The sequence below is a fragment of the uncultured Pelagibacterium sp. genome (assembly GCF_963972885.1).
Taxonomy (GTDB): domain Bacteria; phylum Pseudomonadota; class Alphaproteobacteria; order Rhizobiales; family Devosiaceae; genus Pelagibacterium; species Pelagibacterium nitratireducens.
The window spans coordinates 1-16,522 of sequence record NZ_CAXAXY010000004.1; the positions used below are offsets into that span (position 1 = coordinate 1).

At 60.0% G+C, this 16,522-nt stretch carries 21 protein-coding genes; 12 read left to right on the forward strand and 9 right to left on the reverse strand.

The genetic code is table 11. The features are described 5' to 3' along the window. From AACZ55_RS01295 to AACZ55_RS01320, 6 genes are all read right to left on the reverse strand, one after another. Positions 1-191, reverse strand: a 191-nt coding sequence (locus tag AACZ55_RS01295) for a hypothetical protein (protein WP_339642178.1), incomplete at its 3' end; no start/stop codon positions are given. Further along, complete coding sequence (locus AACZ55_RS01300; RefSeq protein WP_339642181.1) at positions 188-652, reverse strand: hypothetical protein; 465 nt, start codon at positions 650-652, stop codon at positions 188-190. The genes AACZ55_RS01300 and AACZ55_RS01295, both read right to left, overlap by 4 nt. After that, a complete protein-coding gene (locus AACZ55_RS01305; protein WP_339642184.1) occupies positions 649-852 on the reverse strand; it encodes a DNA-binding protein in 204 nt (67 codons plus the stop codon). Before AACZ55_RS01305 ends, AACZ55_RS01300 begins: the two co-directional genes overlap by 4 nt. Then, complete coding sequence (locus tag AACZ55_RS01310; protein ID WP_339642187.1) at positions 845-1,249, reverse strand: hypothetical protein; 405 nt, start codon at positions 1,247-1,249, stop codon at positions 845-847. The genes AACZ55_RS01305 and AACZ55_RS01310 overlap by 8 nt, the downstream gene beginning before the upstream one ends. Continuing rightward, the gene (locus AACZ55_RS01315) at positions 1,246-1,530 is read right to left on the reverse strand and encodes a hypothetical protein (protein ID WP_339642190.1); all 285 of its coding nucleotides are present in this window, start codon (positions 1,528-1,530) and stop codon (positions 1,246-1,248) included. Before AACZ55_RS01315 ends, AACZ55_RS01310 begins: the two co-directional genes overlap by 4 nt. After that, on the reverse strand, positions 1,511-1,810 hold the full coding sequence (locus tag AACZ55_RS01320) for a hypothetical protein (RefSeq protein WP_339642192.1): 300 nt from the start codon (positions 1,808-1,810) through the stop codon (positions 1,511-1,513). Before AACZ55_RS01320 ends, AACZ55_RS01315 begins: the two co-directional genes overlap by 20 nt. 115 nt (positions 1,811-1,925) lie before the next feature. On the opposite strand from AACZ55_RS01320, the gene AACZ55_RS01325 reads away from it, so the two are divergent. The 3 genes from AACZ55_RS01325 to AACZ55_RS01335 are packed head-to-tail and all read left to right on the forward strand — an operon-like array spanning position 1,926 to position 3,789. After that, positions 1,926-2,411 (forward strand): hypothetical protein, encoded by a 486-nt coding sequence (locus tag AACZ55_RS01325; protein WP_339642193.1) that lies wholly within the window; start codon positions 1,926-1,928, stop codon positions 2,409-2,411. Positions 2,412-2,419: 8 nt separating this feature from the next. Then, positions 2,420-2,596: a hypothetical protein gene (locus AACZ55_RS01330; protein WP_339642195.1), complete on the forward strand. Its 177-nt coding sequence runs from the start codon at positions 2,420-2,422 to the stop codon at positions 2,594-2,596. Then, positions 2,593-3,789, forward strand: a complete 1,197-nt coding sequence (locus tag AACZ55_RS01335; RefSeq protein ID WP_339642198.1) for a site-specific integrase — start codon at positions 2,593-2,595, stop codon at positions 3,787-3,789. Before AACZ55_RS01330 ends, AACZ55_RS01335 begins: the two co-directional genes overlap by 4 nt. A gap of 312 nt (positions 3,790-4,101) precedes the next feature. Here AACZ55_RS01335 and AACZ55_RS01340 read toward each other — a convergent pair whose 3' ends face one another. Further along, positions 4,102-5,055 carry a sugar-binding transcriptional regulator gene (locus AACZ55_RS01340; protein WP_338607198.1) on the reverse strand — a complete coding sequence of 318 codons (954 nt, stop codon included), beginning with the start codon at positions 5,053-5,055 and terminating at the stop codon, positions 4,102-4,104. 210 nt (positions 5,056-5,265) lie between these two features. On the opposite strand from AACZ55_RS01340, the gene AACZ55_RS01345 reads away from it, so the two are divergent. From AACZ55_RS01345 to AACZ55_RS01385, 9 genes are all read left to right on the forward strand, one after another. Further along, positions 5,266-6,531 carry an extracellular solute-binding protein gene (locus AACZ55_RS01345; protein WP_339642324.1) on the forward strand — a complete coding sequence of 422 codons (1,266 nt, stop codon included), beginning with the start codon at positions 5,266-5,268 and terminating at the stop codon, positions 6,529-6,531. Continuing rightward, positions 6,518-7,507: an ABC transporter permease subunit gene (locus AACZ55_RS01350; RefSeq protein ID WP_339642201.1), complete on the forward strand. Its 990-nt coding sequence runs from the start codon at positions 6,518-6,520 to the stop codon at positions 7,505-7,507. Before AACZ55_RS01345 ends, AACZ55_RS01350 begins: the two co-directional genes overlap by 14 nt. A 2-nt stretch (positions 7,508-7,509) precedes the next feature. Next, positions 7,510-8,433 carry an ABC transporter permease subunit gene (locus AACZ55_RS01355; protein ID WP_339642204.1) on the forward strand — a complete coding sequence of 308 codons (924 nt, stop codon included), beginning with the start codon at positions 7,510-7,512 and terminating at the stop codon, positions 8,431-8,433. A gap of 23 nt (positions 8,434-8,456) precedes the next feature. Continuing rightward, a complete protein-coding gene (locus AACZ55_RS01360; protein ID WP_339642207.1) occupies positions 8,457-9,200 on the forward strand; it encodes a glycerophosphodiester phosphodiesterase family protein in 744 nt (247 codons plus the stop codon). Positions 9,201-9,229: 29 nt separating this feature from the next. After that, positions 9,230-10,759: an alkaline phosphatase D family protein gene (locus AACZ55_RS01365; protein ID WP_339642209.1), complete on the forward strand. Its 1,530-nt coding sequence runs from the start codon at positions 9,230-9,232 to the stop codon at positions 10,757-10,759. After that, the gene (locus AACZ55_RS01370; protein ID WP_339642212.1) at positions 10,756-11,436 is read left to right on the forward strand and encodes an HAD family hydrolase; all 681 of its coding nucleotides are present in this window, start codon (positions 10,756-10,758) and stop codon (positions 11,434-11,436) included. Before AACZ55_RS01365 ends, AACZ55_RS01370 begins: the two co-directional genes overlap by 4 nt. Before the next feature lie 16 nt (positions 11,437-11,452). Next, entirely contained in the window at positions 11,453-12,505 is a 1,053-nt protein-coding gene (gene ugpC, locus AACZ55_RS01375; protein WP_339642215.1) for a sn-glycerol-3-phosphate ABC transporter ATP-binding protein UgpC, read from the forward strand. 270 nt (positions 12,506-12,775) lie between these two features. Then, entirely contained in the window at positions 12,776-13,996 is a 1,221-nt protein-coding gene (gene lhgO, locus AACZ55_RS01380; RefSeq protein ID WP_339642217.1) for an L-2-hydroxyglutarate oxidase, read from the forward strand. A 71-nt stretch (positions 13,997-14,067) separates the two neighbouring features. Beyond that, positions 14,068-14,457 (forward strand): FCD domain-containing protein, encoded by a 390-nt coding sequence (locus AACZ55_RS01385; protein WP_338607206.1) that lies wholly within the window; start codon positions 14,068-14,070, stop codon positions 14,455-14,457. 56 nt (positions 14,458-14,513) lie between these two features. Here AACZ55_RS01385 and AACZ55_RS01390 read toward each other — a convergent pair whose 3' ends face one another. Both AACZ55_RS01390 and AACZ55_RS01395 read right to left on the reverse strand, forming a co-directional pair. Beyond that, entirely contained in the window at positions 14,514-15,164 is a 651-nt protein-coding gene (locus AACZ55_RS01390; RefSeq protein ID WP_338607207.1) for a response regulator transcription factor, read from the reverse strand. Next, positions 15,157-16,476, reverse strand: coding sequence for a histidine kinase (locus AACZ55_RS01395; protein ID WP_338607208.1), 1,320 nt, complete (start codon positions 16,474-16,476; stop codon positions 15,157-15,159). Before AACZ55_RS01395 ends, AACZ55_RS01390 begins: the two co-directional genes overlap by 8 nt. Positions 16,477-16,522: the final 46 nt, after the last annotated feature.

Below are 16,522 nucleotides of genomic sequence, written 5' to 3' on the forward strand. Positions count from 1 at the left end.
CAAAGCCAGCGGACCAGAAGGGGCTTGGAATAGTCGTCGTGGTGCGCGTCGACCTTCTCGGCCCCGCATACCTCGCACGGTTGGCGCTTGATCAGGCCGATGCGGATGGCGTTATCGACATAGAGGTGAGCCAAATATTTGAGGGGATGGCGTTTCCGCCACCCCGCCTGTCGTGTGTTGGATTTGATCATGGGCGCACCATCCCGGCCCGATAGAGCAACTCCTTGCGACTTGATTGTTCGAGATCGACCTTGGGCTTGACCTTGGGGACATGCCCGCCGACGAAATCGACGGTGATCCGCTGCGCCTCCATCGCCTTGATGATGAAGCGACACCGCTCCCAACTGCCGTAGCCAAAGCGACGACGCCTGCCGTCCTCAATGACATCGACGGCCCAAAAGCCACCATTGCTGATAGATGGCTGGCAAGCCTCAAACAGCGGGGGAACATAGTGATATTCGGCCCTGACCATTCTCGGGCGATATCGGAAGGGCTTGTCACCACGAGCCAGACGCTCGGCCCGGCTCTTCCCCATGAGCTTGGTGGCAACGGCCTTGGCTTCTTCGTCGAGACGTTCACGGGGTTTGTCGATGTCGGGCCAGAGGGCGCGGACGCGGGCTTCGAGGTCTTTGAGATCATCCTCGTCCATCATTGCGCCACCTCCTCGAAGAACTCGACGAGCTTGCGGCGGGAGGCGACCCACTTGCGGTTGACCTGCCGGGCCGGTAGTTCGCCCTTGTGCAAAGCCTCCCATGCCTGACGCGGGGTCCGGTTGATGACCTTGCCGATGTTCGCGGCGCCCCAGACAAGATCGAGGGGCTGGTGGGGCTGAGGTTTGGAGGTGTCAGGCACGGGCACCTCCCGGCTTGTGAGCATCGTTGACCACAAGAGCAAATCCGTGTTGGTGGTCGACCACCGTGCGCCATTCGCCGGGACATATTTCCTGCATGGCGTCATTGAGCTTCTTTGCGTGGTGGAGTGCTTCGAGTTCGACGCAATCATAAACCGGACGGCGATCCGTCAACTCATTGCGGAAAACCACGTTCATGGCCCTTCCATCGCCATAGATGCGGGCAGACCACCGGCCGTTTTCGATCTGAGCGAGAGCTTCGGTCAGCTCATGGGCCAGCCGATCGGCTTTGACCCAAGGATCTTCGATGTCCACAGATGTGGACAAAGCCGCTGTGGGCAGTGCGACGGCACCAGCCGCGAACGGCAGGGCTTTAAGGATGTCTCTGCGCTTCATCATTGCTCACCCCCACGCGCCCGCACCGGCTGGCTTTTGCGATCGATGACGATGCCACGGAGGCGGTCCTCGCCATTCGCGTCCCAATCGAACGTGCACCAGATGCCGGTGATATCGGGGTCCAGGGCCATTAGGCTGTCCCGAATCTCATAGGTGAGTTCTTTGATCGAGCTGCCCGTATGCGCGGTCTTGCGCATGCAGCGCGTGGCCAATTCCGGGATGCGATCACCGGGAGCACCGTCTAGCGCCTCGGTGCGGTCCGTGTTATTCTCCTTGATGGTCATCTTGGGCATCTCCATTGCCTGAGTTGACGGAATTGCCGCTGGTCTCAGCGGCGTTCTGATCGACAGTGGCGGGGGTGTCGCCGTCCAAAGCTGCCCCCGTCACTGTTTCGGTCTTCTCGTTTCTTCCGAAAAGCACCTCGCGAATTGCAGCCGACCTGCTCGGGAAGCCGGCTGGCGCCGCCCATTGGTCCAAAGCGTCCAACTCTTCCGATGTCAGCAATACCACCACCCTGTTCGCGCGGCGGTCCGTATCGCTGACACGGGAGTACACATTGTTCATAGTTCGTTCACCGTGATGCGTTGACATTGCACTGTCAATTTGCATTTCAATTGACGATAGGTCAAGTGGCGTGCGAATTGTGCGCGGGAGTTTCCACTACTTTTGGATTATTGCCATGGCGGCTGCCAAAGAGAACACACAGCGCCGTGTGTACGTCCTTCCCACTGACTTGGTCGAACGTATCGTCGCCTACCAAGAAGATAAGGCGTTGCCGTCTGAGGTAGAGGCGGTGCGGAGGTTTCTCGATGAAGCGCTCAAGAACCGAGACAGCGTGGCAGACGTAATCAATAGATTTATGGCGAGGTTAGAAAACCTCCGACTAGCCTCAGAAATCGCCAAGGATGTCTTGGTAGGCCACCCCCTCATTACCGGATTAGGTTTCGACAGTCAGTCCGTGACATTCCACAGCTCCGATGGATTTCACGTCACGATCTCCGATAAGGGATTGGTGAACATCAAAGATCCAGATGGCGACACGCTGTACTGGAAAACGCGAGAGGGAACGACTTTCGGGACCGGGTTTATTTCCGAAATTCCGCCCAGGCCGCCCAGCGCTCCCGCGTTCGAGCCAGGTGGTATGGACGACGACATCCCCTTTTAGGAGGCCCTATGGCGCGCACCAAGGCTCGAATTCACCATGACGAAGTTGTCCGCATGATCAAGGCGGTCCAGTCGTGTGGTCTTTCGGTTTCAAGCGTGTCGTTTGATGGCGAACAGTTGGAAGTGGTTGTGCGCGAGCCTTCCAAGCGACCTGATTTTGGGCCGATCAGGGAGCCAACGCTTTGAGCATTCGTAAGCGTACATGGGCCACCAACGGGGTCGAGCAGTCGGCGTGGCAGTGCGATTATGTCGACGCGCAGGGCAAGCGTAGACGCAAGAACTTCAAGCTCAAAAAGGAAGCCCAGGCGTTTCTCGATGGTGCCAAGGGCGAGGTCCGATCAGGGGTGCACGTCCCCGATGGCGAGACCGTCACCGTGTCCAAGGCTGGGGAACTATGGTTGAAATCATGCGCCGCTGCCGGGCTCGAAGCCACCACCATCGCGCAGTATAAGCAGCACCTTATCCTACACATCACCCCCTATCTCGGGGATACCAAGCTCAACAAGATCACTGTGCCGACTGTGCGCTCGTTTCAGGACGACTTGCGCGACAATGGCCGATCCGAAGCCATGGTGCGGCGGGTCACGGTATCGCTGGGCTCGATCCTCTCGGATGCGCAGGATAGGGGCCTGAGCGTCCGCAACGCGGTTCAGGAGATGTCGAGGCGCCGGAAGGGTTCAACGGCCACACAGAAGCGCCAGAAGCCGCGTGTGAAGGTTGGCGTTGATATCCCCACCACCGAAGAGATCAGGGCCATCGTCGAAGCCGCAGCGGGCCGCTGGCGCCCGTTCCTGATCGTCGCCATCTTTACCGGACTGCGCGCCAGTGAATTGCGGGGTCTGCCATGGTCCGATGTCGATCTCGACAACGCTCTCGTGCACGTGCGCCAGCGTGCGGATGCTCATAACCAGATCGGCCCGCCCAAGAGCGCTGCTGGGGTGCGAACAATCCCCCTGCCCCCGATGGCCGTGAACGCGCTTCGAGAATGGAAATTGGCCTGCCCCAAGGGCGAATTGAACCTGGTGTTCCCGACCGGTGCCGGCGGCGTCGAGTATCACGCCAATATCGTGAAGCGCGGTTTGCACCCTACCCTGATCGCGGCGGGCGTGGCTCTCAACGTCAAACTTCCAGACGGGAATTTTGAGGCCAAAGCGAAATACACCGGCCTTCATGCCCTGCGCCATTGGTATGCGTCATGGCTGATCAATCGCCCTGCCGATGGCGGGCTCGGTCTTACTGCCAAACAGGTCCAGGAGCGCATGGGCCATAGCTCGGTCCAGATGACGCTCGATGTATATTCGCACCTGTTCCCGGTCGTCGACGAAGGGGCCGCGATGGCACAGGCAGAACAGGCAATCTTTGCGGCGCGCGCCACCTGAATGGCACAAGGATGGCACATGAAAGCCAGAACCTCCCGGTTTCCGGGGCCCATTCAAACACTCTGACTCCGTTAGTCCTGGTTCGAATCCAGGTTCCCCAGCCAAAACTTTCCAGAAAACTAAACGTTCCCAACAAGTTAGCGCCAACTCTCGCTGGCCGAATCGCGTGATTTTCCACCGGTTTGGCCATGGGAATAGCTGCTGCCGCGCCCCGCGACCTCGCTGCAACTCGTGCAGAGTTGGCCATAACTCTGATTGTGCAGGCGGGAACGGGCCGAGGCGCTTTTGTCGACTGCGCGTCCTCCGGATCCGTCAGACTTCTGCCCGATCATCAAGAAGGTGAGTTGCGCAGGCTGCATCTGTGATTACGACATTGACATGCCCGGCGGCAACGACCGCGCGCATGATGGCGTGCTTATGCTGCCCGCCCGAGGCGACGATGCGGGTGGGGATTTTCCTGAAATCGTCGAGTTCCGGTGACATGACCTGATGGTTGAGCGGGTGGTCGATCTGCCGCCCTTCGCTATCGACATAGCGGCCGATAACATCGCCTACGGCGCCGGAGCTCACCAGATCATGGGGGCTGACACCGTCGGGAAGGCCGTAACGGACCTGTAGCGACTTGTCCGAAACATCACCGACGCTGACCAGTCCCACATCGGCATTGCAGATTGCCTGGAGAGCCTTGCGGAAGCTGCTCTGGGCAACGATGGCCTCGCGCGCCTCGGCGCTGTCCATATAGATCGGGGCGACCAGGTAATTGCCGCTGGCTCCAAAACGTTCGGCAAAGCTGCGCACGATCTCAAAGGTGTTGATCTCGGTGCCGTGGGTCAACCCGCCCATTATCGAATAGACTTCGAGGCCTTCGAAGTTCTGCGGCCGGGCCGACATTATGGTCTCGCGAAGGGTGGTCCCCCAGCCAAGGCCAATGGCGTGCGGTTTGCGGGCATTGATCAGCCGCGTGAGATAGTCGGCAGTTGCCTTGCCCAAAACCTTGTGCACGAGCGTCGGTTCGGACGGGGTGGGCACAACGACCGCGGCCTCCAGCCCGAACCGGTTGCACAGCCGCGCTTCGAGTTCGGCGCACAGGCTGAGCGGAGAGTTGAAATGCACAGAGACCAGGCCCGTCTCGTGCGCCTGCGCCAGCATTTCGTTGACGCGCCTGCGCGTCAGATTCAGCCGCTCGGCGATGCCCGCCTGGGTCATTCCCTCGACATGGTAATACCACGCCGCCTGAACCATGAGATCTTCGCTCTCGTCCTGCATCGTCATCCCTCTTTGTTACATATGTCACGCGACCGTAACATATGTAACGTAACGGTATCGAGCGACCGCAAGGCGGCATGAGTTCAATTGCCGTGAACGGCGAAAAATTCAACCCGTTTCATTCAGGGACGGATCGAAACAAGGACAAGGACGATGAACACGATTTTCAAGGGCGCCGCTCTGACGGCCCTCGCGGGATCGCTTGCCGTGATGGCGCTGCCCGCACTGGCTCAGGACAAGACGACCATCGAATGGTGGTACGCCAATGGCGGCCGCATCGAAGAGGCCATTCAGGAAATGATTGCCGACTTCAACACCAGTCAGGACGATTATGAAGTCGTCGGTGTCCGCAAGGGCAATTACGAAGAAACCTTCGCCGCCATGATCGCTGCCTATCGCGTTGGCCAGCATCCCACCATCATCCAGGCCACCGAACGCAGCTTTCTCACGATGCTCTATTCGGACGCCGCGGTTCCGGTGAACCAGCTTATGGCCGAGCAGGGCTATGATACCGACTGGAGCGATTTTATTGCCCCGGTCGCCGATTTCTACGTGGTCGATGGCGCGCCAGCCGCGCTGCCGTTCAACTCCTCGACCGGCATCATGTGGTTCAATGCCGATCATTTCGAGGCAGCCGGGTTCGACAAGCCGGCCGAAACCTGGGATGAATTCGAAGAACAGCTCTACGCGATTAAGGACCAGGGCATTTCCGAATGCGGCATGGTGCTGAACTCAGATTTCCCCTGGAGCCTGCTCGAAGGCTATTCGACAATCAACGACTACCCCTTCGGGACCGAAGCCAACGGCTTTGACGGGCTTGGCACCGAATATGTCTATAACACCACCCCGGTGGTCCAGCAGGTCGAGGGCCTCAAGCGCTGGATCGATGACGGTATCATCCAGCTCTCGGGCAATGGCATGTCGCCCGCCCAGCTGTTCAATTCGGGCACCTGCTCGACATGGTCGGCCTCCACCGCTTCCCATGCCGGCGTCGAGGCCGAAGCCCAGTTCAACTGGAGCGCCACCCTTCAGCCGCACGAAGCTGGCGTCGAACCGCACAATTCCAACATCGGCGGCGCGGCCCTCTGGGTTCTCCAAGGCAAGGCAGACGAAGAATATGCAGCAGCTGCAGCCTTCATCGACTTCGTTGCCCAGCCCGAAACCCAGGCCTGGTGGAGCGAACAGACCGGCTATGTCCCAGTCACCAACGCGGCCTACGAGCTGATGGCCGATCAGGGCTTTTTCGAGGAATATCCGACCCGCGAAATCGCGTTGCTCCAGCTCACCCGTCACGAACCGACCGAAAACTCGCGCGGCATGCGGTTTGGCAATTCCAATCAATGGTGGGCCGTGCTGCTCGAGGAACTCGAAGCGGTCTGGACCGACCAGAAGTCTGCACAAGACGCGCTGGACAGCTCGGTTGCCCGTGGCAACGAAATCCTGCGCCAGTTCGAGCAGCTCCATGCCGGCAGCTGACGTCCTCATCCCTGCAGGGGTGCCGAAAGGCACCCCTCTCTTCGACGGCCGCCGCCTGTTCGAAAGGCTCACGCGGTCCAGCGAAGACGGCCTCAAGCGCGCGCACTTCAAGAACCACTGGATCGCTGCGGCGCTGCTCTCGCCGCAACTGATCATCCTTTTGTTCTTCTTTTTCATTCCCTCCTGGAAAGCACTCTCACTCGCTTTCGTCCAGGTCGACCCGTTTGGCGGCAAATCGCTGTTTGTCGGCTGGCGCAATTTTACCGAGCTGTTCGCGAGCGAATCCTACCGGAATAGCGCCTGGCTGACCTTCTGGTTCACCATCGTCCAGAACATCGCAACGCTTGCACTGGCCGGCGCATTGGCGTTCGCCACCGACCACATCATTCGCGGCCGCTTCGCCTATCGCAGCATCCTGTTACTGCCCTACGCCATCGCGCCGGTGATCTCGGGCGCCATCTGGGCCTATCTGTTCAACCCGACCGTCGGCCCCGTCGCCATGGGCATCCACGCCATGGGCCTGCCCTGGGACCCGAACCTGCGCTCGGGCGACGCGCTCATCCTGATCACCATTTCGGCGGTCTGGAAGCATATCTGTTACGATTACATATTCCTCGTGGCGGCCATGCTGGCCGTGCCGCAATCCCTGCGCGAGGCAGCCGCCATTGACGGCGCCGGCCAACTCAAGCGGTTCTTCACGATCTCGCTGCCCCTCATCACGCCCACGATCATGTATCTGTTCATCATCAACATGGTCTACGGTCTGTTCGACACCTTCCCGATCATCGATGCGGTGACCAGCGGCGGCCCCGCAGGCTCGACCACAACGCTGGTCTACAAGGTCTATCAGGACGGCTTCGTCATGCTCAATCTGGGCTCTTCGGCCGCCCAGTCGGTCATCCTGATGATCCTCGCCGTCACCTTCACCGTGCTGCAGTTCCGCGCCATGGACCGTAAGGTCAACTACCAGGTATAGCCATGATCGAGCGTAGTCCCATCCTCACCGTCGTTTGCCACATCATCCTGATCGTCGGCGCGATCATAGTTTGCGCGCCGCTTTATTTCGCCTTTGTGGCGGGCTCGCACACCGGGCAGGCCATCCAGCAGGTGCCCATGCCGATGGTGCCGGGGGAGATGTTTTTTGAAAATCTGGCGATTGCCTGGGAAACTGCCGATTTCGGGCAGTCTTTCCTCAACACGCTGATCGTTACCAGCGGCATCGTGGTGGGCAAGATCGTCCTTTCGATCCTTGCCGGCTTTGCCATCACCTATTTCCGGTTTCCCTTCCGGCTGACGGCCTTCTGGCTGATTTTCATGTCGCTCATGCTGCCGGTCGAGGTGCGCATCCTGCCCACCTATGAATCGGTAGCCGACGTGGCCGGGCCGATCCGCTGGCTGATGGACATCACCGGCATCTCGTTTCTGATCGAAATGCTGACCGGATACACAATCGATGCGCGCTTTAACTGGAACCTGGTCAACACCTATCCGGGCCTGACCCTGCCGCTCATCGCCTCGGCAACGGCGGTGTTCCTGTTCCGGCAATTTTTCATGACTGTGCCCGAAGATCTGTGCGAGGCCGCCAAGCTCGACGGTACCACGCCCATGAAATTCCTGCGTGATATCCTACTGCCTCTCTCGCTGCCCAACATCGCCGCGCTGGCCATCATCCTCTTTGTCTATGGCTGGAACCAGTATCTCTGGCCCCTGCTGTTCACGACGCAAAAGGACATGATGACCGTCATCATCGCCCTCAAAGGCCTGATGCCCGGACCAAACGATCCGGCTGCCTGGTGGAGCTATGCAATGGCCGCCTCGTTCGTCGTCATGCTCCCGCCCACCGTCGTCATTCTCGTTCTTCAGCGCTGGTTCGCCAGAGGGCTGGTGGATTCGGGAAAATAATCTCAACCCAAAGGTTCTCAAAAATGACTCAGATCGTAGGCCATCGCGGTGGCCGCAATCTCTGGCCGGAAAATTCGCTGACCGGCTTTCGCAACGTGCTCGGAACAGGGGTCGACGCTGTCGAATTCGACGTTCATCTCTCCGATGCCGGCGAACTTCTGGTGATCCACGACGCGACGCTGGACCGCACGGCGGAGGGCACCGGTCCGGTGCGGCTCGTCACCCCCGAACAGCGCCGCGCGCTGCGCCTGAAGGACAGCCCCGACACCCTGCCGACCCTGGCCGAGGTGCTCGAAGTGCTCGCCGAAGGCAGTTGCCATCTCCATGTCGAGCTCAAATCCGACGAAACGGGCACCCCCTACCCCGGTCTCCCCGAGCGGGTGGCTGCAACCCTCATCCGGTTCGGACTGGCCGGCAGGAGCCATATGACCAGCTTCAACCTCGAGGTGCTGGAGGCCTGCAAGGCTGCCGCGCCAGCCATTCCGCGGCTCTGTTCGGTCAACCACAAATCGGCCCAAGCGCTCGGCCTCGAGCAAACGCTGCGAGCGGCTCTAGATCGCGCCGACATCATTGCCATCGAAAAATCCCTGCTCGCCGAACACTGGGACGCGGTTCTCGCCATATTGCCGCTCGAGCAACTCGGCGCCTGGGTGCCCAATAGCGAAGAGGATATCGGGTTCTGGCTCGAGCGCCGCACCGGCTATCTAACCTCGGACGATCCTGTGCTCGCCCTGTCCGTCAGAGACCGGCTTGCCCTTTCGGCCTGATCGCCGACAGCAATTGTGTGGAGACCTTCGTGCCTTTATTGAACCGCCGCCTTTTTCTCGGCACCGGCCTGGCCGCCGCCGCTGTTTGGCCCAGCCTTGGAAGCGCGCGTGCGCAGACTTTCGATACCGATCCGTTTACGCTCGGCGTGGCGTCCGGCCGCCCGACGCCCGACGGCGTCATCCTCTGGACGCGGCTGGCTTTTCCGGTCGAGGCGGTCCCGCTTGCCGATCCCTTCGCGCCGATCCCTGAAGTCGCCATCCCCCCCATGGATGTTTTCTGGGAAGTGGCCGAGGATGAATCGTTTTCGCGGCCGGTGCGCTCCGGCATCTACCGGGCGGTTCAGAAATGGGGGCATTCGGTCCATGTGGCAGTGACCGGACTTGAGGCCGACCGCTGGTATTTCTATCGCTTCCGCTGCGGCAATGCCGAAAGCGGGGTCGGGCGCACCCGCACTGCGCCCGCCGCCGACGCGACCAATGACCGTTTCACCTTCGCCTTCGCGTCGTGCCAGCAATATGAGCAGGGCTATTACAGCGCCTATCGCGACATGGCCCAACGCGACCTCGATCTCGTCGTCCATCTGGGCGATTATATCTACGAGGTCAGCTACGGCACCCATCTGGTGCGCCGGCACGGCAATGGATGGCCGCCAACCCTTCTAAACGAATACCGGGACCGACACGCCCAGTACAAGTCCGATCCCGACTTGCAGGCCGCCCACGCCAATTTCCCCTGGCTGGCCGTCTGGGACGACCATGAGGTCATCAACAATTACGCCGATGACGACGCCCCCAATGTCATCGGAGGCGAAAAATTCCTGCGCCAGCGGGCTGCGGCGTATCAGGCCTGGTACGAGCATATGCCCGTTCCACCCATTGCTGGCCGCGACTTTTCCAATTTCACAATCTATGGCCGGCACGGGTTCGGGCGCTTGCTCGATATCGCCATGCTCGACACCCGCCAATATCGCTCAGCACCGCTTGAAGGCTCCGATGATGCGCCCGAGCGCACCATGCTCGGTGACGCGCAGGAAGCATGGTTCGATGCCACCCTTGAGGCCTCGCGGGCCAAATGGACGGTCATCGCCCAGCAGACGCTGCTCTCCGAACGCGACACCAAGGCAGGAGACGCAACCGGCTATAATCTCGATGGCTGGGACGGATACCGCTCGGCCCGCACCCGACTTCTCGACTCGGTGCGCGCCTCGGGGGCGGCCAATCCGCTGGTCATCGGTGGCGATCTGCATGCGTTTTACGCCGCCGACGTCAAAGAGGATTTCGAAAACCCTGACAGCTCCACCCTCGCCACCGAATTTGTGACCGGGTCGATCACCTCCGATGGGCCTTCCGAAGCAAGCATTGCAACGGCGCTGGCCGAAAACCCGCACCTCAAATTCGCCAGCAGCCGCGAGCATGGCTATTCCATTCTCTCGCTCTCACCCAAACTGGCGCAGGCCGATTTCATCGCGGTGTCCGATCGCAAGGACCCCAACGCCAGCGCTGCGATCTTTCAAAGCTTTGCCGTGCTGGACGGAATGGCGGGAGTGAACCGCCTATGACCCGGCCACTCGATCTCGTCATTTTCGATTGCGACGGCGTGCTCATCGACAGCGAGCCGATCGCCAGCCGCACGCTGGCCCGGTCCCTCAGCGCCGCCGGCCTTTCAATGACCGCCGAAGAGGCCCATCGCACCTTCACCGGCAAGTCCGAAAGCGATTTGCGCTTCCATTTCAAGGCGGCGGGCATCGGCGCGCTCGATACCCTGTTTTCGAGCTGGCATTCCGATCTGTACGCGGCGTTTGCGCGGGAATTGCGGGCGATGGCCGGAATAGAGCCGCTGCTGCGGGCCCTCGATGTCCCCAAATGCGTTGCCTCGAACAGCACAATCGCACGCCTCGAAAGGAGCCTCGGACTGCTTGAGCTATGGGATATTTTTGCCCCTCATATCTTCAGTGCCGAAATGGTCGCCAGGCCCAAACCGGCGCCTGATCTGGTTCTTCATTGCCTCGCCACCTTCGGCGCGCGCCCCGAACGCTCGATCATGATCGATGACAGCCACCACGGCATCCAGGCCGCCTGCGCCGCCGGGGTCAAGGCCATCGGTTTTGTCGATCCCAACGATCCGCGCCCCGACCGGCGCGAAGTGCTGCTTGCGGCCGGCGCCGCCGGCGTGGCCGTGGGCGCGCAGGATCTGGCTGCACTGATCATCGCCGATCTGGCGCCCTCCACCCTTTAAAGACGGAAACTGCAAAATGGCGAGCATTGCAATCAATCAGGCCCGGAAAGTCTATTCGGGCAATGTCACGGCCCTGCACGGCATCGACCTTGCCGTCGAGCCAGGGGAGCTCATGGTTTTGGTCGGCCCGTCAGGCTGCGGAAAATCGACACTTCTGCGCATGATTGCCGGTCTTGAAACCATCACCAGCGGGACGATCGCCATTGACGGGCGCGTGGTCAATACGGTCGAACCTGCCGCCCGCGACATTGCCATGGTGTTCCAGAATTACGCGCTCTATCCGCATATGAGCGTGCGCGGCAATCTCGAATACGGATTGAAGAACCGCGGTGTCGGCAAGCAGGACCGTCAGGCGCTCGTGGCCGAGGCCGCCCGCATCCTCGAACTCGAACCCTATCTCGAGCGCCGCCCGGCAGCGCTATCCGGCGGGCAACGCCAGCGCGTCGCCATGGGTCGTGCCATTGTTCGCAAGCCCCGCGCCTTCCTGTTTGACGAGCCCCTCTCCAATCTCGACGCCAAGCTGCGCGGCCAGATGCGGGTTGAAATCCGCCGGTTGCAAAAAACACTCGATACGACGGCGATCTACGTCACCCACGACCAGCTCGAGGCCATGACCCTGGCCGATCGCCTCGTTGTCATGAACGGGGGAAACATCGAGCAGGTCGGCACACCCACCGAACTCTATGAACGGCCCCGCACGACCTTCGTTGCGCGCTTCATCGGCTCACCGGGCATGAACCTGCTCAATTCGGCGGCGCTTGCCGCGCAAGGGTTCCGACTACCCGATTTTCTCCCTCAATCGGGCTGCACCATCGGCATCCGCCCTGAAGACATCTTGCTCGACGACGAGACCGAAGCAGGACTGGCTCTGAACGGCCGAGTCGAGGCCGTGGAAATACTCGGCAAGGAATCACTGGTCTATTTGGCCCTGGGCGGGATGGAGGATCTGGTTACCGTGAGGGCTGTTGGCAGTCGATGGCACACCGGGGCAACAGCGACACTTCATCTGCCCTATGCTCACCTCCATCTGTTCGACACTGACTCCGGTGAGCGTTTCGATGCGCGTTAGGTGAGGCCATCGATCTGGTTGGGGCTTTGATCGCGGCCACCAAGGCGCAGCATAGGGCACGCAAGCGTCCTCACCTGAAATACGTCGAGGATTTTTTGCCGATATGGCGGGCTTCGGATCAGTCAGAGCAATTGAACACGCGGTCGCTCTCTTCGGAGAAGGCCCCGGCAATTCACTCCGATCGCCGCTGCTGCGGCATCAGGGAGTTGCGTGACGCGAGCTTTCCAATAATTCTGGTCCGACACAGGGACCAGTTTCACGGAGATATTCTTGGGCATCGACTATGACTATTGCGTCATTGGTGGCGGCATTGTGGGGGTGGCAACGGCCCATGCGCTGGCCGATCGTTTTCCCGATGCGGGCGTGGTTCTTGTGGAAAAGGAGGCCGAACTCGGCCGGCACCAGACCGGACACAATAGCGGGGTCATACATTCCGGAATCTACTACGCGCCAGGGAGTCTGAAAGCCAGACTGTGTGCGGAAGGCGAGCGCCGGACCAAAGCGTTTTGCCGTGAACACGGCATCGCATTCGAAGAGCGCGGCAAGCTGATTGTCGCAACAACTTCTCTCGAAGAACAGCGCCTCGATGCCCTTTGGCACCGCGCCAAGCTGAACGGTATCGTGACTGAATCTCTATCGGCAGGTGACATCGCCGAGCGCGAACCTCATATCGCGGGCACAAAGGCCCTGTTTGTTCCCGCCGCGGCGATCGTCGACTATCTCGAGGTGGTGAGAAAGCTGGCCGAAGCCTTTGTCAAAATGGGCGGCTCGCTCCTGCTCAACAACTCCGTTATGGCCATATCAGAGGATGACGATGCGGTTCGGGTGGAGCTCAACGACCGGACAATTCGGGCGAAGAAGTTGGTCGCTTGCGCAGGCCTGCAATCGGATCGCCTTGCCAGAATGGCAGGGCTCAATCCGACCCACCAGATCGTGCCGTTCAGAGGCGAGTACTATAAAGTCCGTCAGGAGCGCTCCGACCTTTGCCACGCCATGATTTACCCCGTTCCCGATCCCGACCTGCCGTTTCTGGGCATCCACCTTACCCCGATGATCAATGGACGTCTCACGGTCGGCCCAAATGCCGTGCTGGGATTTGCGCGCGAAGGCTATCCGAAATTTTCGGTCTCGATCCGTGACATCGCTTCATATGCCAGTTTTCCCGGCTTCTGGCGCTCAATCAGGGCAAACCTGAAATCCGGTGTCGCCGAAATGATGGATTCGGTTTTCAAGGCGCGCTATCTGCGCGCCTGCCAGAAATACTGCCCCTCTCTTGATCTGGACGACCTGCAGCCGATGAGCGCGGGAATCCGGGCACAAGCAGTAGCGACAGACGGAACGCTCATCCATGATTTTCTTTTTCTCGACAGCCCACGACAGCTTCATGTCTGCAACGCGCCCTCCCCGGCCGCAACATCGGCCTTGCCGATCGCCGACATGATTGTCGACCGACTACAGGCCGACCGTCCTACCGCCACCTCACGCCGATAAGAGCGCTTCTCTGCTTGTCAAAGGTGCTACCGCACAGAAATTCAGCACGCACTTGCTTCAGATACACTAATGTGCGCGTTCTCGCGGAAACCGCAAACAAAGCAGCCGTTGCTGACCTGCGCGCCGCCAATGCCGATGTCCGCGACAGAGCCAATCAGAAGGAACACGCTGCGTTCCTGATCGCAGACCGCGAGTTCCACCACGCGATCTTCCGTCACGCCGATATCCTCGAACTCTGGCCGATCCTGCGCCGCCACAGTGGCCATCTCGACCGCCTGCGCATGCTCAATCTGCCCAATATCGGCATGGAACGTGTCGTCGCCCTGCATGAAAAAATCATCGACGGCATTGCTGCCGAAGACCCGGCGGCCGCCATCGAGGCCATGCGGGAACACCTCTCCAAAACGCTTTCAATGCTTGATTGGGTCGGCCAGCAATATCCTGAATATCTCGAAATCTGATTGCAGCTATCTGTTTACGCCATCAGCCACTGACACATCCTGTGGGACGACCCGCCTCACCTGCCTGTGTCGCGCCATGCACGTTGGGCTAGCAGGGCCGCTTCCACGCGATTGCGTACCTCCAGCTTGTCAAAAATGTTCGAGAGGTGGAACTTGACCGTCTTTTCCTGCACCTCGAGGGTCTTGCCGATCTCGGCGTTGCTGAAGCCCTGGCTGACGAGCCGGAGCACCCGGGCCTCCTGATCGGTCAGCTTGGCAATAGCCTCCTGCTCGGGCGAGAGGGCATGGATCTGTTGCTGGCTCATGAGATCGCCAAGCAGCCGAGGCGATATCTGCACGCGACCGTCAAAGATCTCCTTTATGGCATGGAGCAACTCGTTCGCCGTGGTGCCCTTGAGCAGATAGCTAACGGCACCCAGATCGAGCGAACGGGAAACGTCATTGACCCTTGCCGATGCCGTTAGCATGACAACCAGCGTGTTGGGACTGACCTTAAGCACGTCGGCAATGGCATCTACGCCACCTGTTATCATGGCCACGTCCAGCAGGAGCATATCGGGCCGATGGCGCCCAGCAAGCGTAACTGCCTCGGTGCCGTCTTCGCCTTGCGCGACCACATCGAAATCTGGCTCGAGTTCGAGTGTCTGTGTCAATCCCGACCGGAAGATCGGATGATCGTCGACAATGACGATACGCCGCTTAGACATGAGCCGCCTGTCCCCGCAAATCAATCGACATCTCGAGCACACTGACCTCGTCCAGGCGCGAAAAGCGCAGTTCGCCACCAAGCGCGTTGATCCGGGCCTTGAGCCCCTTGAGGCCGATCCCCGGCAGGGAAACCGACCCCGGTGTTGACTTGCGTCCATAAGACACCACCCGGATATCCAACATATCCCGGGCATCCAGGGTTGCCTCTACCCGCGCGTTGTCGCCGACGCCGTGACGATAGGCATTGTTGAGCCCCTCCTGAACAAATCGAAACACACAGATATTGATCGACCGGTTGGATCGGCTCGACCGGTCCGGCCGTGCGTCACCCAATGCCAGATCGGCCTCTACGGTCATGTTTGTCCTGTCCTTGTGGATATGAATTGCGTGAGCAACCGCATCCGCCAATGTCCCTTCCTCGATCTGGGGCAAGACCAGACCGTGGGCGATATTGCGCACATCGTTGAGGGCCGACGTCAGATTGGTTTCGATTTCACCAAGCTCCGAATACAGAGCCTCCCGAGTTTTTGCCCTTCGGGCCTTTTCGACCTTGAGAACCGCGTAGCTGATCAACTGACTGGGCCCATCGTGAAGATCGGCTCCCAGCGCGCTGAGAAAATGGTCATTGTGTTCGGTCAGCAGACGAGAGGCTGAAAGGGCCTGTTCGCGCAGAGCCTGGTTGCGGTCGGCAAGAATCTGGGTTTGCACCAATTGCGCAGACAGGGATTTTTCCTGCCGCTCGAGCCTTTGGGAAGCGCGCCAGACCAGCGCGAACAGCGCCAGATAGAAGGCAAGACAGGCAAAGCCCACCGCGGCCCAACTGCGAATCGAAGCGGCGGCCAGTGTCTCCCCGATATCGCTCGAGGCTTCGTGAATTTCCGACACGGCAATAATCTCTCCATCCGCACCGTGTATCGGGGTGTAGATTTCAGTATATGTGCGCTGGAATCCACGCGAGACGTGCTCTTGTGCCGAAAGGTCGGTCTCAAGCGCGACCACCATGCCATTGAAGGCCCGCACGGCGCCGGGCGGCAATTCGAACTGCTCACCGATCAGACCTTCGGAATTGGAATAGAGCACCGTCCCGTCGGCGCGCCAAATGTCCAGATAAGGAACCCGATCGGCAAATGCGCTCGTATCGAACAGACTGTCGAGTTGGGCATGCGCCTCGTCAGTGATGTCTCCCCCACTCCGCAACTCCCCCAGATGACTGACGATGGAACTGTCGACGAACAGAGCCGTCGCCACTGCCCGATGATAAAGCGCGTTCGAGCGCACGAAGTTTGCTATGACCGTTCCAGTGATGATCATGACCACAATCATCACAGCGCCGCCCGCCAGGCTGAACTGCTCAATC